The following is a 20,708-nucleotide window of genomic DNA, read 5'->3' as shown; positions in this document are numbered from 1 at the left end:
GTTACCGGCTCGCGGTGTGGTTTGGCCGTCCGGCGGCCCGCAGCGGGGCCGGCGACAGGGCACAGCCCCCGACTCGGCGGCCACTACCAGCCGTCACCGACTGTCAGGCGGAGGCGCGCTGGCGCAGCCGCTGACTGATCACCGTGGTGACGCCGTCACCGCGCATCGACACACCGTAGAGGGCGTCAGCGATCTCCATCGTGCGCTTCTGGTGCGTGATGATGATCAGCTGCGACTTCTGCCGCAGCCCCTCCACGGCGTTGAGCAGGCGGCCCAGGTTCCGGTCGTCCAGGGCCGCCTCGACCTCGTCCAGGACGTAGAACGGCGAGGGCCGGGCCCGGAAGATCGCGAGCAGCAGCGCGAGGGCGGTGAGCGAGCGCTCGCCGCCGGAGAGCAGTGACAGCCGCTTGACCTTCTTCCCCGGTGGACGCGCCTCGACCTCGATCCCGGTGGTCAGCATGTCGTCCGGATCGGTCAGGACGAGCCGTCCCTCACCGCCCGGGAAGAGCGTGGCGAAGACCACCTCGAATTCACGCGCGGTGTCGGCGAACGCTGTCTCGAACACTTCCCGGACCCGCGCGTCGACCTCGTCGACCACGAGCAGAAGATCACGCCGGGTGCTCTTCAGGTCGTCCAGCTGGGTGGAGAGGAAGGCTGCGCGCTCCTGCAGCGCGGCGAACTCCTCCAGGGCCAGCGGGTTGATCTTCCCGAGCCGGGCGAGCTGCTTCTCCGCCCGGCCCGCCCGCGCCACCTGCTCGGCCCGGTCGAACGGCGTCGGCACGCCGTCCGGCTCGTCGGGCGGCACCGGGACGTCCGGGCCGAACTCGGCGATCAGGTCGTCCGCCGCGACGCCGTGCTCCTCGAGGGTCTTCGCCTCCAGGGTCTCGACCCGCAGGCGCTTCTCGGCCCGCGCCAGCTCGTCGCGGTGCGCGGCGTCGCGCAGCGCGGCGAGCTCGGTCGCCTGGCCGCGGACCTGCTCACGCACCGTGCCGAGCTCGGCCTCGGTGTCCCGCCGCGCCGTCTCGGCCGTCTCCCGCTCGGTCGCGGCGGCGGCGAGCGACCTCTCGAGTGCCTCCAGCGCGACGCCCGCCGCGTCGGCCAACGCGGCCGCGGTCGCGGACTGGCGCTCGCGGACCTCCCGGCGCCGGGCCGCGGCGGCCCGGGCCGCCCGCTCGTTGGCCGCCGAACGCATGAGTGCGTCGGCCCGACCGTGCAGGCTGCGGGCGCGCTCCTCACTGGTCCGCACGGACAGCCTCGCCTCGACCTCCGCCGCGCGGACCGCGGAGGTCGCCGCGACCAGCCGGTCGCGTTCCGCGGGCGAGCGCTCCCCGACGTCCGGTTCGGACGAGCTGGCCGCCAGCTGCGACTCCAGCTCGGTGAGCGCCCCGTAGGCCTGGTCGCGGGCCGTCTCCGCGGCGAGCCTGGACCGCTCGAGCCGGCTGATCTCCCCGGCGGCGGAGCCCCTGGTCCGCTCGATCTGAGCGAGGTGCTCGGACAGGGCCCGGTGGCGCGCGTCGGCGGCATGGCGCTCGGCGAGCGCGGCGTCGATCGCGGCGCGGGCCCGCTCGACCTCGGCCCGCGCAGGGCCCATCTCCTCACGGGCCGCCTCGCGGCGGGCGGACGCCTCGGTCGCGCCGCGGTCGGCCTCGTCCGCGGCGGTCTGGATCTCGAGCACCGACGGTGGCGTGGCGCTGCCGCCAACCGCCGACCGGGGCCCGACGACGTCCCCGTCCCGGGTGACGACCCTGGCCTCCGGACTGTGCTCGATCACCCGCCCGGCGACGTCGAGGTCGTCGACGACGACCGTGTCGGCGAGCAGCTCCCGCAGGGCCGGGGCGTACCGGGCGTCGACCACCGTGACCAGGTCGAACGCGTACACGGCGCCGGCCGGCAGGTCCGGCTTCCGGTCCGCGGGACGTCCCTGCGGGGAACCACCGCCCGCTTCGGCCCGGTCGGCCCCGTCCGCCTGATCGGCCGGGTCGACCCCATCCGTTTGATCAGCCCGGTGGGGCTGGTCCACGCGGTCGGCCGGGACGAGGGCGGCTCGGCCGGCGTCGGCGGTACGCAGCCAGCGCAGGGCGGCCAGCGCGTCGGCGGGCGTACCGACGAGCAGCGCGTCGGCGGCGGGGCCCAGCGCCGCCGCGATCGCCGCCTGCGCACCCGGCGCGACGGTGACGAAGCTGGCGAGCCGGCCGATGACCTGGACGGAGGGCTCCAGCGGCGGAAGCTGCGCGGGAACCGCCTGCCGCGGGTCGTTCCGCCCGCCACGGCCCGGCCGGCGCTTGCGGCCACCGCCCCCAGCCCCCTCTCCCGCGCTGTTGCCGCCATCGCCGGCGGCGCCGGTACCAGCGTCGGCCGGTGTCGTCTCCCCTGCCGCCGCGCGCAGCAGGGCGCTGGCCCCGTCCGCCGGCTCGAGGGAGAGCTCCAGCGCGTCGCGGCGCGCCTGCCAGGAGGCACGGTCGCGCTCCGCCGCCCGCTCGGCGTCGCGCAGGACCTCCAGGCGCTCGCTCGCCGCCTCATGGACGGCGACGGCCTCGCTGTGCCGCTGCGCGACCTCGTCGCGGGCGGTCTCGATCCTCGCGAGCTCCGTGTCGAGCGCAGAGCGGGACCCGGCAGTCTCGGCGTCCCGGGCGCGGGCGGCATCCAGTGCCTCGGTCATCCGCACGATGTCCGCCTCGGCGGCCCCCGCACGGGACCTGGCGGCCTCGACCCGCCCGCCGAGCCGCGCGATTCCCTCCCTGCGGTCCGAAGCCGCCTTCGCCGCGGCGAGAAGCACCTTCTCCTCCCGCGCAAGCTCCTCTTCCAGCGAGCCCCGGCGGGCGACGACCTCCTCGAGGGTCTCCCGGTCCAGCTCGAGACGCTCGGTGAGCGCGAGCTCCTGCTCTCGGACGGCCGTCGCCTCCTGCTCCAGCTCCTCCGGGTCGCGACCGCCGCGGTGCTCCTCCGCCGAGCCCAACAGGCGGGAGCGCTCGGCGGCGAGCGACCTGCTCCCCCGCAGCCGTTCCCGGATCGAGGCCAGGCCGTACCAGGTCTCGGCCGCCGCCGCCGCCCGGGGGACGACCGCGGCCAGCCGCGCCTCGAGCTCAGCCTCCCGTCGCTGCCCGTCGGCCAGCGCCTTCTCCGTCTGGGCGACCCGCAGCCGCAGCACGTCCTCGTCGGCGGCGTCGGAGGCGATCGCGCAGCGGGCGGTGGCCAGATCGTCCGCGAGCAGCCGGAGCCGGGAGTCGCGCAGCGCCGCCTGGATCACGCCCGCCTTGCGCGCGATCTCCGCCTGGCGACCGAGCGGCCCGAGCTGACGCCGCAGCTCGGCGGACAGGTCGGTGAGGCGGGTGAGGTTCGCGGCCATCGCCTCGAGCTTGCGGAGCGCCTTCTCCTTGCGCTTGCGGTGCTTCAGGACACCGGCCGCCTCCTCGATGAACGCGCGGCGGTCCTCGGGCCGGGCGTGCAGGACGGCGTCGAGCTGGCCCTGGCCGACGATCACGTGCAGCTCGCGACCGATGCCGGAATCGCTCATCAGCTCCTGGATGTCCAGGAGCCGGCAGGTGGTGCCATTGATGGTGTATTCGCTCTCACCGCTGCGGAACATCAACCGCCCGACGGTGACCTCGGAGTACTCGATCGGCAGCGCGCCGTCGGTGTTGTCGATCGTCAGCAGGACCTCGGCACGGCCCAGTGCGGGGCGCGACGGCGTGCCGGCGAAGATGACGTCCGACATGGTGCCGCCGCGCAGGGCTTTGGCGCCCTGCTCACCCAGCACCCAGGCGATCGCGTCGACGACGTTGCTCTTGCCCGAGCCGTTGGGACCCACGACACAGGTGATACCGGGCTCGAGATGCAAGGTGGTCGAGCTCGCGAACGACTTGAAACCCCGCAGGGTAAGGCTCTTGAGATGCACCGGGCTCCGGGCGGCGGAGGGAACGGCAACCCCCGCTACCGGGCCGGCGACCACCGACCCGGACGAAGATCGACCGACATTCGTCCCGCTCATGGTACCGAGGGACGCCCGGCGCCCCGGCGAGCGTCGTCCTGCCCCGCACGTCGCCGCGGGACCGCACGGCACCGTGAGCGGGACCGCGCCGACCGGAGAACCGGCAGCCCGATCCGTATGTGCGGCCGCAGTCATACGGCCGCTGTCGTGTGCGCGAAGGCGGCACGCCAGCCCGCGAGGGCACCGTCCACAAAGGCGGAGCCAGCGGTGGATCAGCACCCGAGCACACCAAATAGACTCAAGGCTACATAACGCCTACCCTGAGCGATGGAAATTAGGCATGATCGCCCACGGGCGCACCTGGGTGTGCCCGTGGGACACTAGGGCACACCCGAGTGGGACGCACGCAGGCGCGACGGAGCCTGCCCGGCTGATGAACCAGGGGGGTCCGTGCCGTGCTGGACACTGCATATGGGGCACACAGGGTGCCCGGATGTCGGGGCTCGGGGGCTCAGGTGAGCGCAGGCTCCACGTCGAGCGCGCGCACGTCGGCAGGGACGTCGACACCGTCCACGAGTGCCTCGTTCACCGCCCGGACGCGTGCAAGCTCTGACTCGAGCTCAGCTACTCGGGCGCGAAGACGGCGTACCTCGTACGAGAGACGCATGTCGCTGCCGGAACCGACGTGGCCGAAAAGGGCCTTCGCCATGGTGATGGTCCTCCACGATGAGTGACCTAGCGGGATGTTGGGCGCGACGGGACCAGAAAGATCGGAGCGCGGCCCAGAGAATGACCTAAGAATCCCACGTCAGGCGACCGAAAGTCAAGAGCATGCCACAAGGCCCCTGCCCGGTCCGCCGAACATCGGAAAATCCTCGCCGGCGTACACCCGACGGGACACATGACCCGGGACCAGTTGCAGCACGTTCACCCCCGCTCCGCCATGTGGCGAGTTCGACAGGTGGCTTGTTCCTCATCCCCTTCCTCCCACGTTCGGGCCTGCCACCAGCCACGATCATGCGATGCCGCAAGGGAAGCAGGGCGGCGCGAAGTGACAGCGGACAGCATTGATCAACAATCGACGCGGTGACGGCGTGGTCCCACCGGGCAAAAACGCACTCACGCCGCCGAAGGCTTCTCCGCGAAGTTCGCCGCCGTTCGTACACGCGTCGCCGCAGATTGCGCGTCTGTTCAATCGACGCGTTCGCGCCCTTCGTCCGACGCGCTTCAGCGCCGCAGGAAGCCAGCCAATCCGCCCCGCGGCTCGCCCCAGACATGATCGACCCGCTCGGTGTGCCCCGGGGTGTGACCGGTCACCAACAGCTCGAGCAGCGCCTCGCAGGCGCCCCGCTCACCCTCCGCGATCACCGCTACGGCACCGTCGGGCAGATTGGTGGCAGAGCCGACCAGCCCGAGACGACGGCCCTTGGTGCGCACGTAGTCACGGAACCCGACTCCCTGGACAAGACCTTCGACCCGGGCGGTGAGGCGGACCACGTCCCCGCCGGAGGCGTCCTTCGTCGCGCGAACCTCGTTCATCGGGGCGGTAGGGTACTAGCCATTGTGGACACCATGTGCATCGAGAGCGCGCAGCTCAACAGGGACGCCCAGGCCACCGTTCAGGCCGGGCCGCGACGTGGGACGCCGTCAAGCGAGACCACCGTTGGTGACCGCGTGCACACGCCGAGGCGATCTGCGATTCGGCGATCTCTCGCGTGTGCCGCCGCCGCGGGCTCGATAGGTGCCGCACTCCTCCTCTCCGGTTGTGGTCAGGACTTTCATCAGGACGGTGGGGTCACCCCGGTTCCGCACGCCAGCACCGAGGGCGTCCGCACCGTGACGCCGGCCCCGGCACCCTCCGAGGAGGTGATCGGGCCGGGCTACGCGCCGCCTCGCGGCGAGCGGCCGACTCAGACCGCGGTGCCCAACCTGCCCGGCGGCAAGCTGTAGGTATCTGACGAGTCGGTGCGGCCGGGTCCTGGTCGCACCGACTCCTGGCGCCACACCGACTCCAGGTCAGCCCTCGGGCGGATCTGCGCACGGCCCCGTCATCCGGTCAACTGATCTGCCGCCGCGCCCGCCGCTGCGACGGCACCCGCCTGCCCTCCCCGAGGTCTGCCCGCTGGCCGGCCTGATAGCCGTCCCGACCGCCGGATCCGGAGAGCTGCCTCGTTCGGGTCGTACGCAAACGCGGATAGACGCGGGCGAGATGTGCCTCGACCAGGCCCTCCCGACCGGCCAGCACGACCGCGACCGAACGCCGGGCGGCCGGCCCGGCGGCGGCCGGGCCGGCCGCCCGGCTCTCCTCCGCTCTGCGGCGCGCCGCCTCCTCGGCCTGGGCGAGCCTGTCCCGGACGGCGACGGCGAAGCCCGCCATCCAGGACCGGCGGAAAGCTCGCGGATCCTCCCAGGCCGGCGGACGGGCCGCCGCGAGGCCGTGCGCCTGCTGGACGAGCAGCGAGGTGTAGATCATCTGCACCCGCTCGATGTCGACCGCCATGCCGAACAGATGCGCGGAGTGCAGGGTTGCTCCGCCGCTGCCCGCCGGAGACGGCGCCGTGCGGTGCACGAGCCGGCAGCCCAGGGGGTCGGCGACGCTGGCGAGCAGAGAGATCTTGTCCCGCGCGTACGGCGCGTCGATGCCCATCACGACGTCGCCGGCGGCCGGGCCGGTGGGAGAACCGTCCTCGATCAGTGCCCGGTCGATGCCGTACTGGGCGATGAGCTCCGCCGCCTTGGCGTTGTAGCTCTCCCGGGCCGCGTCAGGCAGGCCCTCGGCCTCCGCCATCGCCAGCAGCTTGCGCACGCGGCCGAGCAGAGCGTCGGGGTTCATGGCGCCTCCGTCCACGGTCCTCCTCCGGAGTGGATACCAGAAGAGAACACAGTCTGTGAGGCCCCGCCGGACCGGGCATGGCTGTCGTCGCCAGCGCCCCCGGTCACGGCCACCGACGAGGCTGAGTCGAATACCTGCGGGATCCTGCTTCCCGCCCGACCGCCGCGTGCCGGACCGACCTGTGCCGGACCGACCTGTGCCGGACCGACCTGTGCTGGACCGGCTTGCTCCCGATCCGACGCGAAGCGATCCGACGCGAAGCGATTCGAACGTGTGTTCGAAGAATATCACCGGACCCGACGGGGCCGGGGCTGGCACGCCGGGCAGCTGAAGCTCGAGCGGTTCATGAACGCGTCCCGGCGGATGGTCGAGGCACAGCGGGAGCACGCCTGGCCGCCGCGTCCGTAGACCTCCAGCGAGCGTTCGAACAGCCCGCTGACGCCCTCGGTCGAGACGTAGAGCCGGTCGAAGGAGGTACCGCCGGCGGCCAGCGCCGCCGTCATCACCGTGCGGACCGCGTCAAGCAGCCGCAGCGCCTCGGCGCGGGTCACCGTCTCGGTCGGGCGGGCGTAGTGCAGGCGCGCGGCCCACAGGCCCTCGTCCGCGTAGATGTTGCCCACGCCGCTGATCAGCGTCTGGTCGAGCAGGGCGCGCTTGAGGCCGGTGCGCCGGCGGCGCAGCGCGTCGACGAAACGCTCCGGGTCGAAGTCGACGGAGAGCGGGTCGGGCGCGATGTGGGCGATCGGGGCAGGCAGCTCCGCCCCGCCCGAGACCACAGCAAGACCACCGAACGTCCGCTGGTCCACGAAGCGCAGCTCGCGGCCCTCGTCGGTGAACCGGAAACGGACCCGCAGGTGTACCTGGTCCGGGCTGTCCGCCGGAACCACGAGGAGCTGGCCGCTCATCCCGAGATGACCGAGCAGCGCGTCACCGACCGCCGGGCCGCCCGGTTCGGACAGCTCGGCCGGTTCAGACGGCTTGAGCGCCTCGGGAGGCCTGGGCGGTTCAGACGGCGTGAACCCGAGCCACAGGTACTTGCCGCGCCGGCGCGCCGTGGCCACCGTCTGCCCGACAAGCGAGGCGGCGAAGTGGTCGGCCCCGGCGAGATGGCGGCGGACCGCCCGCGGGTGATGGACCTCCACCTCGGCGACAGTGCGGCCGACCACCCCGCGCTCGAGGCCCCGGCGGACGACCTCGACCTCGGGCAGCTCAGGCATCACCAATGGCGAGAGTCATCGGGAGTCCCGCGCTGCCGGCGTCGAGTCGCCCTGGGCGGCGCCGGCCCTCACCGCCACGTCCACGTCCGCACCGCTCGCCGGCCCCGTTCCGTCCACCGCGGACGCCCGGCCCGACGCGGCGCCGTTGACCGAAGCGGCAGCTCCGTTACCCGAACCGGCGGCGGTGCCACCCGGTCCGGCGGCGCCGTTACCCGGAGCGGAGGCGCCTTTGCCGGAAGCGGTGGCGGTATCGCCCGGATCGGCGGCCGCGCCGGCCGTCAGCTCGTCCTCGGCGTTCACCGCCGAGCGCTTCTCGAGCACCGCGAAGGCGGCGGCCGCGGCGCGCTGCTCGGCCTCCTTCTTGCTACCGCCCTCACCCTCGCCGAGCACCTCGCCGGCGACCCGCGCGAACGCGGTGAACCGCTTCGCGTGATCGGGGCCGGCCTCGGTGACGGCGTAGTCGGGCGGGCCGAGGCCCAGCAGAGCCGTCTGCTCCTGCAGCGAGGTCTTCCAGTCCAGCCCGGCGCCGCGCCCGGCCGCCTCGTCGAGGAGTGGGTCGAAGAGCCGGTGGACGAACCCGGAGGCCACGTCGAGGCTGTTCGAAAGGTAGACGGCCCCGATCACCGCCTCCAGCGTGTCGGCCAGGATGCTGGGCTTGTCCCGCCCGCCGGTCGCCTCCTCGCCGCGACCGAGGAGCAGGTACGGCCCGATACCCGCCGTACCGATCAGCCGCGCGACGTCGGCCAGTGCCCGCATGTTCACCACCGAGGCACGCTGCTTGGCGAGCTGCCCCTCGGGGAGGTCGGGATGCCGGCGGAACAGCGCGGCCGTGACGATCAGACCGAGCACCGCGTCGCCGAGGAACTCCAGCCGCTCGTTCGTGGGCAGCCCGCCGTTCTCGTACGCGTACGAGCGGTGGGTCAGCGCGCGGTCGAGCAGCTCGGGGTCGATGTGGACGTCGAGCGCCTCGACCAATCCGTCCCGCGGCGGGGGAACCGACTGCGACCGGCTCATCGGGACAGCCCCGCCAGTTCCCGGCGGCGGTCGACGAGCGTCGCCATGGCCTGCCGCACCGCCCCGGAAAGCCCGGCGCGCGCGGCGCCCACGGCGGCGCGGACAGCCTCCGGCAGCGCTCCCGGCCCCACCGGGGCCGTCGCGGCCGGCCCACCCGCTCGGACGGCCGTACCGTCCACTCCCAGCACGATGATTCCCCCCTGAAGGTCCGAACTGTTCGCCTGCCAGCAGGCCGGGTCCGTCTCGGGCCGTGCCCGGCGCGCGCTGGGGTACAGCGCGGAGAGCACCACGTCACCGGTGTATCCGTCAGTGACGACGACGTCGACGCCGGTTCCGGTCCGGAGCCTGTCGGCGGTTACCGGACCGACGAGGTCGAGGCCCAGCGACGCGAGCAGGTCACCGGCCGAGCGGCGCAGCGGGTCCAGGAGGGCTGGCCGCGCCGACAGCAGCCCGACCGCCGGAGCGCCGACACCGTGCCGGACGCGCGCCAGGCATGCGCCCGCGAGGGCGAACTGGGCCAGCTCGTCGGCGGTCACGTCGACCGAGCCGCCCGCGTCGCAGAGGATCACCGGGGACTCGGCCGGCCCGACGACCGCGGCCGCGGCGGCCCGGGTCGCGCCGGGCACCAGCCCGAACGTGAACCCGGCCGCCGCGATGACCGCTTCGAGCGGGGCCACGGAGACCATCGCGTCGGCGTGGCCGTCCCGGACGAGACGGGCCGCGACGCGGACCCCGGCCTCACGCAGCGCACGTACCTCACGCAGCGCCTCGGGGCCCGGCGCCACGCCACGTGACGCGTTCACCAGCCGGACGCGGCCGCCCTCGAGCACACCGTACTCGGCGAGCACGGGGGCGACCGTGTCCGTGGGCGCCACCACGGTCAGGGTCACCCGCGGATCGGCATCGAGGACGGCGGTGATCTCGCCGAGCAGGTCGCCCGGCGGGGAGCCCGCTCCGATCAGGTCGACAGCGACACGTGCCATACCGTGGTCAGACGTCGAGCACCTGGCGATCGTTGTAACGGCCGCAGGTCGGGCACATGGTGTGCGGCCGGATCGTGTGCCCGCGCGAGCACTTGGCCAGCGCCGGCGCCTTGGCCTTCCACTGCGCCCGACGGGACCGGGTGTTGCTGCGCGAGGTGCGCCGCTTCGGGACTGCCACTAGTCCTTCTCCTTGTTATCGGTGGTGGCAGGGGCCTCGGCAAGGCCGGACAGAGCCGCCCACCTCGGGTCCTGCTGGGTGTGGGAATGGTCCGGCCCGAGATCGTCGAGCCGCCCACCGCAGTCGACGCACAGGCCGGCACAGTCGGGACGGCAGACCGGCGACAGCGGGAGGCTGAGCACGACGGCGTCACGCACCACCGGCTCGAGATCGACGTGATCGTCCACGAGGACGCTGGTGTCGTCCTCGTCCTCGGTCTCGACGGCCCGCTCCGGGTAGTAGAACAGCTCGAGGATCTCCACGGACGCCGAGTCGGAGACCTCGTCGAGGCAGCGGCCGCACTCGCCGACGAGGGGGACGGTGACCACCCCGCTCACGAGGACGCCCTCCATGACGGACTCGAGCCGCAGGTCGAGCTCGACGGCGGCACCGGTGGGCACGCGCACCAGCTCGGTGCCGAAATCCGACGGCTGGATGATCGTCGTCTCGACACGCCGCAGCGAGCCCGGCCGGCGGCCGAGCTCTCGGGTGTCGAGGACGTAGGGCCCCCTGGGGGCGCGCCGACGGGCTCGTTGTGTGGTCATGGCTGTCACAGCAGATGTTCTCACGTCGCGGTCGGTGTCGGAGTGACCTGGGGACGGGCACCGGTCGTACGGACCCGGAATACACCCGCCCCGAGCCTCCCGAATCGCCGCCACCCGGCCGGCCGTGAACCGATCGGCGTGGACGCCGGCCGGCCCGGCCCGGAGGCCGAACGACCTGGGTGACGACCTGGATGTGTCGAGAGGACGCGCCCACGTCACCGGGCACGGACCACCAGACTATCCGATCGGTGCTCCCGCGCCGGAGGTCAGCCGGACATGGCCCGTCATGCCACCGCGCGCGGCGGGCACACCGGCCCACCGCTCGCCGTCCTCCGGCCGGTCGGGGTCCATCCGCTGCCCGGGCGCGGCGGCGGCGTTCAGCGGCCCACCGAGACCGGCCGGGCCGGCGCCGGCGGCGTTGACGCCAGCCGGATCGATCCCACCGCCGTGCATCCCGTCGGCGTGCGGACCGCCAGCGTGCGGACCGCCAGCGCCGGAGAAAGCCGCCTCCGGGCCCGCCTGGCCGCCGGAGACCGCCGGGTGGAGGTCCGTTCCGCCGGCGCCGACCGCCGCCGACCACGAGCCCACCGGTGCGGCCGCCGCCGGTCCCACTCCCCCGAACTGGTGCGGGCCGGCCGGACCGCCGGCCCCGCCGTGGGCGCCGGCCCCGCCCGCCACAGCGCCACGGGAGGCCAGCCGCTCACGGCCCCGGGCGACCGAGGCGAGCGTGCGGTCGAGGACCTCCTCGAACCCGGCCAGCTTGCCGTCGACGTAGGAGTCGATCTGGCTGCGCATGTCGTCCGACGCCTGGCGGGCGGCCGCGATGATCGCCGCGGCGTCGGCCTCCGCCTGGGCGACCACCGCGCTGCCCGAGGCCAGTCGGACGCCCTCGCGCCGGCCGTCGGCCACGATCGCGGCGGCCCGCCGGTGCGCGTCGTCGATGATCGCCTCGCTGTCCGCCAGTACCCGGTCGGCGTCGGCCAGCCGCTCGGGCAGCCGCGCCCGCAGGTCCTCCAGCGCCTCGAGCATCTCGGCGCGGTTGAGCACGCAGGACGTCGTCAGCGGCATCGCCCGCGCCCCCTCGACCACAGCGATGATCAGGTCGAGGCGCTCAGCGAGATCATCCATGACCGGTAGGTTACGACCGGCCGACGGAGCACCCGGCAGCGACACTCCGCTAACCGACACGGACCCGCCAGGAGGACCCGGAAGCCCGATATCGACGCGACGCGACGATACGACCCCGCCACGCACACGCCATCACAACAGAAACACAACGACTACTTGATGGCAGACTCCCGCCGGCGGCACCCACAGGGGTGCCGCCGGCGATCGGTCCACACTCGGGCGACTAGGGCGCGGAGCGGTCCCGCAGGCCCTTGAGGACGACGTCCGGCACCAGCCCGGAGACGTCGCCGCCGTAGCGGGCGACTTCCTTGACAAGGCTCGAGGAGAGGAACGCGTACTGCGGGTTCGTACTCATGAACAGGGTCTCCACTCCGGCCAGCGAGTGGTTCATCTGCGCCATCTGCAGCTCGTAGTCGAAATCACTGACGGCCCGCAGGCCCTTGACAATGGACTGGATGCCGCGCACCCGGCAGAAGTCGACCAGCAGGCCGTGCGACGAGTCCACTACGACGTTGGTGGGTGCGTCGGGATGGCTGCGCACCGCATCCCGGATGAGGTCGATCCGTTCTTCGATCGTGAACAGATGTGCCTTCGATTTATTGATCAGAACGGCGACGACGACCTCGTCGAAGAGCTTGCTCGCTCTGACGATGATGTCGAGGTGACCGTTGGTGATGGGGTCGAACGATCCGGGACAGACTGCCCTCCTCATGATCGATTACCGTACCAGAGGACCCCCTCTCCGTACCTGCGCTCACGCAGTGCTATGAGGCCGTCCGGCCAGGTCACGGGACCGCTCCGGTACGCGCGCTCGACCACACAGACCGCGCCCGGGGCCAGCCAGCCGCCGCCGACCAGCTGCCCGAGCACGCCGTCGAGCTCGGCGCCGGGCAGGGCGTAGGGCGGATCGAGGAAGACCACGTCGTAGGCCTCGGCCGGGGTGGCGGACAGGACCCGTTCCACCGCCGAGCGCACCACCTCGGCGCCCGCCAGGCCGAGGGCCTCCGCGTTGCGGCGCAGGGTGCGCACCGCCGTCGCGTCCCGGTCGACGAGCAGGGCGTGCACCGCGCCGCGGGACAACGCCTCGAACCCGACCGCGCCGGAGCCCGCGTACAGGTCCGCGACCCTTGCTCCAGCGAGATCCACCAGCGTCGCGAGTGTGTTGAACAAGCCCTCCCTCGTCCGTTCGGAGGTGGGCCTGGTCGCGCCGCCCGGCGGCACCACCAGCCGCCGCCCCCCGGCGTGCCCGCCCACGATCCGCGTCATCGCCAGGTCAGCCCTTCTCCAGGAAGGCCGCGCTGGCCTCGTCCAACGCGGCCGTGAGCCGGCGCTGCAGGGCCGGCTGGCCCTCGAGCTCGGGGTCCGCCGCCACGAGCGCCCCGGCCTCCTCGCGTGCGGCGCGGATGAGGTCCTCGTCCCGCAGCAGCTCGAGCAGGCGCAGCGACCGGCGCCCGCCGGACTGGGCCGCACCGAGGACGTCGCCCTCCCGCCGCTGGGCGAGGTCGAGCCGGGCCAGCTCGGCGCCGTCCGACGTCGCGGCGACGGCCAGCAGGCGCTCGGCGGCCGGCGCGGCGCCGTCGACGGAGGTGTGCAGCAGGCACACCCCGGGCGCACTGCCCCGCCCCACCCGGCCGCGCAGCTGGTGCAGCTGGGACACCCCGAACCAGTCGGCATCCATGATGATCATGACGGTGGCGTTCGGGACGTCCACGCCGACCTCGATCACTGTGGTGGCCACCAGGACGTCCACCTCGCCGGCGGCGAAGCGGGTCATGATCTCGTCCCGGACCGGGGAGGGCAGCCGCCCGTGCAGGCCCTCGACGCGCAGGCCGGCGAGCTCGCCCGTGGCGAGCCGGGGCAGCACCTCGGTGACCGTCGCGCCGACGCGCTCCCCTTCCCGCGGGCCGGCCCCGCTCGCGGGCGGCCCGGACGGCTCCTCGCCGCCGTCTCCGCCTTCGCCGCCCTCGCCGTCGCCGACCCGGGGGCACACCACGTACGCCTGGTGCCCGGCGGCGACCTCGTCGCGCACCCGGCCCCACATCCGGTCCATGAAGTGACTCTTCGCCGCGGGGACGACGAAGGTCGAGATCGGCGAGCGCCCCGCCGGGAGCTGGTTCAGCGTGGAGACCTCGAGATCACCGAACACCGTCATGGCCACGGTGCGCGGGATGGGCGTCGCGGTCATGACGAGCAGGTGCGGCGGGCGCCGGCCCCGCGAGCGCAACTCGTCGCGCTGTTCCACGCCGAACCGGTGCTGCTCGTCGACGACGACCAGGGCCAGGTCGGCGAAGGCGACGTCCGCGCCGAGCAGCGCGTGGGTGCCGACGACGAGGCCGACGCTGCCGTCGGCGACGGCAGCGAGCACCTCGCGCCGGGCCCGGGCCGGCATCGAGCCGGTCAGCAGCGCCACCCTGGTCGCGGGGCCGTCCACCCCGAGCTCACCGGCCCGGGCCTGGTCGCCGAGCAGTTTGAGCAGGCTGCGGTGATGCTGGGCCGCCAGCGTCTCGGTGGGTGCCAGCATGACGGCCTGGCCGCCCGAGTCGACGGCGGTGAGCATGGCCCGCACGGCGACCACCGTCTTGCCCGAGCCGACCTCGCCCTGCAGCAGCCGGTGCATCGGGAACGCCCTGGCCATCTCGGCCGCGATGGTCTCCCCCACCTCGCGCTGGCCGTCGGTCAGCGCGAACGGCAGCGCGGCGTCGAACGCGTCGAGCAGGCCGCCGGCGCACCCCGGCCGGGACACCGTGGCGGCCAGCTCCGCGCGCCGGCGCCGCTGGGCGAGGGCGACCTGCACGACGAGCGCCTCGTCCCACTTCAGCCGGGTGCGGGCGACGGCGATGTCGGCCCGCGAGGTCGGGCGGTGGGCCAGTTCGTAGGCTCTGCGCAGGCTGGCGAGGCGATGCCGGGACCGCAGCACCGCCGGAAGTGGATCGTCCAGCTCGCCGAGCGAGTCGAGCACCAGCCGCAGGCAGCGCGCCAGCGTCCAGCTCGTGATCTTCGCCGTGGCCGGGTAGATCGGGACGAGGGAGCCGGCGAATCCGGCGGCCACCGGGGCCGGCTCGCCCGCCGCCGCGGCGCCGCTCCCGGCACCGCCGGCTCCTTCGACGACGCCGACTCCATCGGCACCGCTGGCTCCGTCGATGCCGTCGGCCCCGTCGGCGTCGTCTTCGGGGTCTGGCGCGTCGAGGAGATGGACCTCGGGATGGATGAGCTGGCGCCGGCCGCGGAACTCGGCCACCTTGCCGGCGAACAGCGCGGTCGTGCCGGGGACGAGCTCCTTCGCCCGCCACTGCTGGTTGAAGAACACCAGCGAGAGCTCACCGCGGCCGTCGGTGACCGTGATCTCCGTGCGGCCACCACCGCCGCGCCGGCGGGGCCCGCCGCCCGACCCGGGCCGGCCCTGGTGCCGGACGACCTTCGTCACCCGGGCCTGCACGGTGGCGATCTCGCCGACGGCGAGCTCGTGGAGATCGGTGAGCTCGCCGCGCTCGTGGTAGCGCCGCGGGAGGTGGTCGAGGAGATCCCCGACGGTGTCGAGTTCCAGGCCGTCGGCGAGCAGCGCGGCGGTGCGCGTTCCCAGCGGGCCCTTCAGCGGGGTGTCAAGGTCGAGCACTCTTCGATACTGCACCGCACCACCGACACTCTCGGTGGCCGGCTCGTCCCGGTCTCGGACGTCGGGGGGCCGGCCACTCTCGACAGCCGGCTCGTCCCCGCCACGGACGCCCGGGCAGGCCGATCGCCTCTTCCGCCCATCGGCGCGGGTCTCTCACCCACCGGCGCAGGCCGCGGCGACCTCGATCGCCACGACTGGGGTAGCCTCGCAGTCGACTACAGGCTAGAGCGGCCGGCAGTTCCCGGCCATCGCGATTGACGGAGTGTTCTCGTGTCTTCGGTGTGTGACGTCTGCGGCAAGGGGCCGGGCTTCGGCATGTCGGTCTCCCACTCCCACCGGCGCACCCGCCGTCGTTGGAACCCCAACATCCAGACCGTCCGGGCGATGGTCGGCCGTACGCCCAAGCGGCTCAACGTCTGCACCTCGTGCCTGAAGGCGGGCAAGGTCACCCGCGGCTGACCCGGCCGGCGCCCGGATCCCGCCACAGCGACCTGACCGGGCGGCACCGCGGCGGCCTGTAGACAGGCCGGGCGGCCCTCTGGAGGGCTTCGGCCAGGGCTCCATGGGCATCGGCTACTGTCCCGGCATGGGAGCCTCCACGCGCAGGGTTCGGCTCGTCCTTCTGTTCGGCGGCCGTAGCACGGAGCATTCGATCTCGTGCGTGTCCGCCGGCGGGGTGCTGCGGGCGCTCGACCGGTCCCGTTACGACGTGATCCCGGTCGGCATCGACACCGAGGGCCGCTGGGCGGTGCTGCCCGACGACAGTCCGGCGCTCGCCCCGGTGGGCACGGATCTCCCCGTCGTCGACGCGTCGACCGGCCTGGCCGTCACGCTGCCCCCGAGCCCGTCCGCGGCGCCGGTGGTGGTGCACGACCCGTCCGCGGCGCTGCGCGACCTGGGCCCCGTTGACGTGGTCTTCCCGTTGCTGCACGGGCCGTTCGGCGAGGACGGCACGATCCAGGGCCTGCTCGAGATGGCCGGGCTGCCCTACGTGGGCTCCGGAGTGTTCGCCAGCGCCGCGGCCATGGACAAGCAGCACATGAAGAGCATGCTCGCCGCAGCCGGCCTGCCCGTCGGCCCCTACGCCGTCCTGCGGCCCGGCCGCTCGCTGTCGGAGCCCGACCGCGAGCGGCTCGGGCTCCCCGTCTTCGTCAAGCCCGCGCGCGGCGGCTCCAGCATCGGCATCAGCCGGGTGGACGCCTGGGCCGACCTCGACACGGCGCTGAAGACAGCCCGGGCCAGCGACCCGAAGACACTCGTCGAGGCGGCGGTCGTCGGCCGCGAGATCGAGTGCGGCGTTCTCGACAGCCTCGACGGCTCCGGCCCACAGGCGAGCGTGCCGGCCGAGGTCACCATCACCTCGTCGGCCGGCTTCTACGATTTCGAGGCAAAGTACCTCTCGGACGGAGCCGTCTTCGACGTGCCCGCGCGCCTGCCGGGTGAGCTGACCGAGCGGGTCCGCGCGACCGCGGTCGCCGCGTTCGAGGCGTTGGACTGCGCCGGGCTGGCGCGGGTCGACATGTTCGTCACGCCCTCGGGCGAGATCGTCCTCAACGAGGTCAACACGATGCCCGGGTTCACCCCGATGTCGATGTACCCGCGGATGTGGGCGGCCTCCGGGATCGACTACGCGGCCCTGGTGGACCGCCTCGTCCAGCTCGCCCTGCGCGACGGCGCGGGCCTTCGCTGACGCCGGCCTGACGCCACCGTGAGGCGAGGCCCGACGCCACCCGGACCCGAACCCGGGGCCCGGCGGCCTGAGCCCAGAGCCTGGCCCGCCCCGGACCCGGCGTCAGGCGGTCGTGGACCTGGTGTGCGCGCGAACCGCCGGCGCCAGGGCCACCAGGACCTCGAACGCCTGCCGGTCCGCCGGCAGGGTCAGCACCACCTGAGGGGTCCTGGTCGGGGTGGAGTAGCGGACCTGGGAACCGACGTCCTCGGTGAACCAGGCGACCTGGTCGACCTCGGAGAGGGTCGAGTCAGGCCGGTAGGTCGCCGCGACGCCGGAGGCTCCACAGGTGAGAACGACCGGGTCGGACCCGAACGCCGCCGTGGTCGGAACGGGAGGCTCCACCTCACGGCGGTCGAGACCGTCACCCAGCGAGTCGGGCAGAGCGGCGGTCAGTGCCTCGCAGGACGCCCGGTCCGCACCGGCCGGCGCGGGCGCGCCGGTGATCGCCACAGGCCCGGGCCCACCACACGCGGTGAGCGGACCCGCCAGACCCGTCAGACCCGCGATACAGAGCGGGAGAAGCCGGACCCGCCGCGCAGCCCGTGCCCTGGGGCACGAGCCGGCGGACGGGTCGTGCCGAGTCAGAAATGGACGACGGGGCACGTCAGGGTACGAGTGATGCCGTCAACCGACTGGACTCGTGACATCACGAGTTTTCCCAGGTCATCGACGCTGGCCGCCTGCGCGCGCACAATGACGTCATAGGGACCGGTCACATCCTCGGCCTGGGTGACCCCCGGGATCTGCTCGATCTCCTTGGCCACCGATGCCGACTTGCCGACCTCGGTCTGGATAAGGATATACGCGTGGACCACAGACGCTCCCTCGTCGGACGTCGACAGCCCGTCGAGCAGACACGGGCTGACAGAAGGTAACAGGCAAACGGGCCGGATGAGAGGGTCTGCGGCGAGGAATTTGCTCTGATCGCCCGACTGGCACGGAGGAACCGCGCCCCTCAGCCGGTGAACTCGGCCGTTTCAGGCCCGCCAGGCCCGCTCCAGACCTCACTGTGAGGATCCACACGCCATGACGCCAGCGATACCACCGAACCCGGCCCCGCCCCGGGTGTTGACCATCGCCGGATCGGACTCCGGGGGCGGCGCCGGCATCCAGGCGGATCTCAAAACGATGCTGGCGCTCGGTGTGCACGGGATGAGCGCGATCACCTCGGTGACGGCGCAGAACTCCCTCGGCGTGCAGGGCGTCTGGGACCTCCCCCCGGAGGCGGTGCGCGCACAGATCCGCGCCGTCGCCGACGACATCGGCGTGGACGCGGTGAAGACCGGGATGCTCTCCTCCGCGCCCCTCGTCGGGGTGGTGGCGCGGGAGCTCGCCGGGCTGGGGGCACCGTGCGTGGTCGACCCGGTGGGGGTCTCCAAGCACGGCGACCCGCTGCTGGCCGCCGACGCGGTGGACGTGCTGCGCACCGAGCTCCTCCCCCGCGCGACCGTCGTCACCCCGAACCTGGACGAGGTGCGACTGCTGACCGGCATCGAGGTCACCGACGAGACCGACCTGCATCGCGCCGCGGCGGCCCTGCTCGCCCTGGGCCCGGCGTGGGTGCTGGTCAAGGGGGGCCACCTGCCGGGCGACGCCGTCGACCTGCTGACCGACGGGTCGACCGACATCCTGCTGCGCGCCGAACGGCTGCCGCGCGAGCACACCCACGGGACGGGCTGCACGCTCGCCTCCGCGATCGCCGCGCACCTGGCGCGGGGCGACGACGTCCCGACCGCGGTGCGGGCGGCCAAGACATATGTGACCGGAGCGCTCGCCGCCGGCTTCCCGCTCGGCGCCGGGATCGGGCCCGTCGACCACGGCCATCTGACCCGGGCCGGCACCGTCTGATCCGGACCTCCGCCACCCACGGCGGGGCGTCGCCGGCGGCAGTGGTCCGGGCCGGTAGCTCTCCGCGATCATCCGCACGGAACGTATTCGAACACATGTTCGCCCATCGCGCCACCGCGGCACGTGCCCGGACGCCCCGTGGCGCCGGTCACTCGGTCTGATTGAATCTCCCCGGCTTCAGCCAGGAGCTGACGCACCGAAAACCTGGCGCATCCGACTCATCGCCGTGGAGGCAGCCCGTGAGGGAACCCAGTTCCGGTACGACCACACCCGCGGGTTCGGACCGCCACTGGTACAGGATCGTCGGCGGTGCGCCGCTCACCGGGTCCGTCGAGGTCTCCGGCGCCAAGAACTCGGTCACCAAGCTGCTCGTCGCCACCCTGCTGACCCCCGAGCCCTGCACGCTGAGCCGGGTGCCGCGCATCGTCGAGGTGGACGTCGTCCTCGGCATGCTCGCCGAGCTGGGAACGCAGGTCGAGTGGCTCGACTCGCACACGGTGCGGGTGACGACCCCGCGCATCGAGGACGCCTCGCTCGCCGAGGCCTACTCCGGGGTCAACCGCATCCCCATCCTGATGATGGGCCCGCTGCTGCACCGGGTCGGTGAGGCCGTCGTCCCGCTGCCCGGCGGCTGCCGGATCGGCAAGCGGCCGGTCGACTTCCACCTGCGCGGGCTGCGCGCCATGGGCGCGGAGATCATCGAGCAGCTCCGCTCGGTCGAGGTCAAGACCCTGGGCCTGCACGGGGCGCACGTGACGCTGCCGTTCCCGAGCGTCGGGGCCACCGAGAACCTGCTGCTGGCCGCCGTGCGGGCCAAGGGCACCACGGTGATCTCGAACGCCGCGGTGGAGCCTGAGATCATCGACCTCATCCTCTTCCTGCAGCAGATGGGCGCGCTGGTCGACGTCGAGGTCGACCGCACGATCGTCGTGCAGGGCGTCGAGGCGCTGCGCGGGGCGACGCACGAGGCCATCCCCGACCGCATCGAGGTCGCCTCGTTCGCCGCTGCGGCCGTCGCGACCAACGGCCGGGTGGACGTCGTCGGGGCCCGCCAGGAGCACGTGGCGACCTTCCTGAACCACCTGCGCCGCCTCGGCGGGGAGTTCCAGGTGAGCCCGCACGGGCTGACCTTCCACCGGGCGCGCGAGCTCACCGCGACGCACGTGCAGACCGACGTCCACCCCGGGTACATGACCGACTGGCAGCAGCCGCTGGCCGTGCTGCTGACCCAGGCCAAGGGCGCCTCGGTGATCCACGAGACGATCTACGAGGACCGCTTCGGCTACACCCGCCAGCTCAACGAGATGGGCGCGGACATCGCCCTGTCGACGTTCTGCCTGGGCGGCAAGGCGTGCCGGTTCGCGTCCCGGGACTTCGAGCACTCGGCGGTCGTCAGCGGTCCCACCCGGCTGCGCGGCACCGACCTGGAGATCCCCGATCTACGTGCCGGGTTCGCCTATGTGATGGCGGCCCTGGTCGCCGAGGGGTCCAGCCTGATCAGCGGCACCCGGTTCCTCGAGCGCGGATACGAGGACCCGGTGGGCAAGCTCCGCTCGATCGGCGCGCTGATCGAGACCGTGCCCGCGGACGTTCCGCCCGACAGCACCGACAGCACCGGCGCCGCGGGGAGCCGCGCCACCGGCTGAGCCG

At 73.2% G+C, this 20,708-nt stretch carries 19 protein-coding genes; 4 read left to right on the top strand and 15 right to left on the bottom strand.

Annotated features, from left to right (window positions below; genetic code table 11):
• Positions 1-103: 103 nt before the first annotated feature.
• The 13 genes from FMEAI12_RS06185 to FMEAI12_RS06115 all read right to left on the bottom strand — a co-directional run bounded on the left by FMEAI12_RS06185 (position 104) and on the right by FMEAI12_RS06115 (position 15,478).
• Entirely contained in the window at positions 104-3,895 is a 3,792-nt protein-coding gene (locus FMEAI12_RS06185; RefSeq protein ID WP_112105301.1) for a chromosome segregation SMC family protein, read from the bottom strand.
• A gap of 544 nt (positions 3,896-4,439) precedes the next feature.
• On the bottom strand, positions 4,440-4,637 hold the full coding sequence (locus FMEAI12_RS06180) for a hypothetical protein (protein ID WP_018504552.1): 198 nt from the start codon (positions 4,635-4,637) through the stop codon (positions 4,440-4,442).
• Between the two features lie 518 nt (positions 4,638-5,155).
• A complete protein-coding gene (locus FMEAI12_RS06175) occupies positions 5,156-5,467 on the bottom strand; it encodes an acylphosphatase (protein WP_071060615.1) in 312 nt (103 codons plus the stop codon).
• A 517-nt stretch (positions 5,468-5,984) separates the two neighbouring features.
• Complete coding sequence (locus FMEAI12_RS06165) at positions 5,985-6,761, bottom strand: DUF2786 domain-containing protein (RefSeq protein ID WP_112105300.1); 777 nt, start codon at positions 6,759-6,761, stop codon at positions 5,985-5,987.
• 287 nt (positions 6,762-7,048) lie between these two features.
• Positions 7,049-7,978: a bifunctional DNA-formamidopyrimidine glycosylase/DNA-(apurinic or apyrimidinic site) lyase gene (gene mutM, locus FMEAI12_RS06155; RefSeq protein WP_112105298.1), complete on the bottom strand. Its 930-nt coding sequence runs from the start codon at positions 7,976-7,978 to the stop codon at positions 7,049-7,051.
• Positions 7,979-7,993: 15 nt separating this feature from the next.
• Positions 7,994-8,992, bottom strand: a complete 999-nt coding sequence (gene rnc / locus FMEAI12_RS06150) for a ribonuclease III (protein WP_112105297.1) — start codon at positions 8,990-8,992, stop codon at positions 7,994-7,996.
• Entirely contained in the window at positions 8,989-9,975 is a 987-nt protein-coding gene (locus FMEAI12_RS06145) for a phosphate starvation-inducible protein PhoH (protein ID WP_112105296.1), read from the bottom strand. The genes rnc and FMEAI12_RS06145 overlap by 4 nt, the downstream gene beginning before the upstream one ends.
• Before the next feature lie 7 nt (positions 9,976-9,982).
• The gene (gene rpmF, locus FMEAI12_RS06140; RefSeq protein WP_020458770.1) at positions 9,983-10,153 is read right to left on the bottom strand and encodes a 50S ribosomal protein L32; all 171 of its coding nucleotides are present in this window, start codon (positions 10,151-10,153) and stop codon (positions 9,983-9,985) included.
• Complete coding sequence (locus tag FMEAI12_RS06135) at positions 10,153-10,737, bottom strand: DUF177 domain-containing protein (RefSeq protein ID WP_020458769.1); 585 nt, start codon at positions 10,735-10,737, stop codon at positions 10,153-10,155. The genes rpmF and FMEAI12_RS06135 overlap by 1 nt, the downstream gene beginning before the upstream one ends.
• A 237-nt stretch (positions 10,738-10,974) precedes the next feature.
• Positions 10,975-11,865 (bottom strand): hypothetical protein, encoded by an 891-nt coding sequence (locus tag FMEAI12_RS06130; RefSeq protein ID WP_112105295.1) that lies wholly within the window; start codon positions 11,863-11,865, stop codon positions 10,975-10,977.
• 223 nt (positions 11,866-12,088) lie between these two features.
• Positions 12,089-12,577: a pantetheine-phosphate adenylyltransferase gene (gene coaD / locus FMEAI12_RS06125; protein WP_020458767.1), complete on the bottom strand. Its 489-nt coding sequence runs from the start codon at positions 12,575-12,577 to the stop codon at positions 12,089-12,091.
• Positions 12,574-13,131, bottom strand: coding sequence for a 16S rRNA (guanine(966)-N(2))-methyltransferase RsmD (rsmD, locus tag FMEAI12_RS06120; RefSeq protein WP_071060623.1), 558 nt, complete (start codon positions 13,129-13,131; stop codon positions 12,574-12,576). The genes coaD and rsmD overlap by 4 nt, the downstream gene beginning before the upstream one ends.
• A 7-nt stretch (positions 13,132-13,138) precedes the next feature.
• On the bottom strand, positions 13,139-15,478 hold the full coding sequence (locus tag FMEAI12_RS06115; protein WP_112105294.1) for an ATP-dependent DNA helicase RecG: 2,340 nt from the start codon (positions 15,476-15,478) through the stop codon (positions 13,139-13,141).
• A 270-nt stretch (positions 15,479-15,748) separates the two neighbouring features.
• Here FMEAI12_RS06115 and rpmB point away from each other — a divergent pair, with 270 nt between their 5' ends.
• On the top strand, positions 15,749-15,937 hold the full coding sequence (gene rpmB / locus FMEAI12_RS06110) for a 50S ribosomal protein L28 (RefSeq protein ID WP_006545176.1): 189 nt from the start codon (positions 15,749-15,751) through the stop codon (positions 15,935-15,937).
• A 127-nt stretch (positions 15,938-16,064) separates the two neighbouring features.
• Positions 16,065-17,168: a D-alanine--D-alanine ligase family protein gene (locus FMEAI12_RS06105; protein ID WP_112105309.1), complete on the top strand. Its 1,104-nt coding sequence runs from the start codon at positions 16,065-16,067 to the stop codon at positions 17,166-17,168.
• Between the two features lie 102 nt (positions 17,169-17,270).
• On the opposite strand, the gene FMEAI12_RS06100 is transcribed toward FMEAI12_RS06105, so the two are convergent.
• Positions 17,271-17,699: a DUF3515 family protein gene (locus tag FMEAI12_RS06100; protein WP_255565663.1), complete on the bottom strand. Its 429-nt coding sequence runs from the start codon at positions 17,697-17,699 to the stop codon at positions 17,271-17,273.
• 92 nt (positions 17,700-17,791) lie between these two features.
• A complete protein-coding gene (locus FMEAI12_RS06095; RefSeq protein WP_018504536.1) occupies positions 17,792-18,025 on the bottom strand; it encodes an Lrp/AsnC family transcriptional regulator in 234 nt (77 codons plus the stop codon).
• 211 nt (positions 18,026-18,236) lie between these two features.
• On the opposite strand from FMEAI12_RS06095, the gene thiD reads away from it, so the two are divergent.
• Positions 18,237-19,058 carry a bifunctional hydroxymethylpyrimidine kinase/phosphomethylpyrimidine kinase gene (gene thiD / locus FMEAI12_RS06090; protein ID WP_112105292.1) on the top strand — a complete coding sequence of 274 codons (822 nt, stop codon included), beginning with the start codon at positions 18,237-18,239 and terminating at the stop codon, positions 19,056-19,058.
• Positions 19,059-19,297: 239 nt separating this feature from the next.
• The gene (murA, locus tag FMEAI12_RS06085; protein ID WP_071060631.1) at positions 19,298-20,704 is read left to right on the top strand and encodes a UDP-N-acetylglucosamine 1-carboxyvinyltransferase; all 1,407 of its coding nucleotides are present in this window, start codon (positions 19,298-19,300) and stop codon (positions 20,702-20,704) included.
• The last annotated feature ends 4 nt before the right edge of the window (positions 20,705-20,708 follow it).

Origin of the sequence: Parafrankia sp. Ea1.12 (assembly GCF_900465275.1) — a bacterium.
GTDB lineage: Bacteria > Actinomycetota > Actinomycetes > Frankiales > Frankiaceae > Parafrankia > Parafrankia soli.
Note: the sequence above shows the minus strand (reverse complement) of the source record. Positions and strands in the feature narration are given on the sequence as shown.

Coding starts and splice junctions, on each gene's coding strand:
- FMEAI12_RS06175 (WP_071060615.1), bottom strand. CDS start 5,467: ATGAACGAGGTTCGCGCGACGAAGGACGCCTCCGGCGGGGACGTGGTC.
- FMEAI12_RS06180 (WP_018504552.1), bottom strand. CDS start 4,637: ATGGCGAAGGCCCTTTTCGGCCACGTCGGTTCCGGCAGCGACATGCGT.
- coaD (WP_020458767.1), bottom strand. CDS start 12,577: ATGAGGAGGGCAGTCTGTCCCGGATCGTTCGACCCCATCACCAACGGT.
- FMEAI12_RS06135 (WP_020458769.1), bottom strand. CDS start 10,737: ATGACCACACAACGAGCCCGTCGGCGCGCCCCCAGGGGGCCCTACGTC.
- FMEAI12_RS06165 (WP_112105300.1), bottom strand. CDS start 6,761: ATGAACCCCGACGCTCTGCTCGGCCGCGTGCGCAAGCTGCTGGCGATG.
- mutM (WP_112105298.1), bottom strand. CDS start 7,978: ATGCCTGAGCTGCCCGAGGTCGAGGTCGTCCGCCGGGGCCTCGAGCGC.
- FMEAI12_RS06105 (WP_112105309.1), top strand. CDS start 16,065: ATGGGAGCCTCCACGCGCAGGGTTCGGCTCGTCCTTCTGTTCGGCGGC.
- rnc (WP_112105297.1), bottom strand. CDS start 8,992: ATGAGCCGGTCGCAGTCGGTTCCCCCGCCGCGGGACGGATTGGTCGAG.
- FMEAI12_RS06145 (WP_112105296.1), bottom strand. CDS start 9,975: ATGGCACGTGTCGCTGTCGACCTGATCGGAGCGGGCTCCCCGCCGGGC.
- FMEAI12_RS06130 (WP_112105295.1), bottom strand. CDS start 11,865: ATGGATGATCTCGCTGAGCGCCTCGACCTGATCATCGCTGTGGTCGAG.
- rsmD (WP_071060623.1), bottom strand. CDS start 13,131: ATGACGCGGATCGTGGGCGGGCACGCCGGGGGGCGGCGGCTGGTGGTG.
- thiD (WP_112105292.1), top strand. CDS start 18,237: ATGACGCCAGCGATACCACCGAACCCGGCCCCGCCCCGGGTGTTGACC.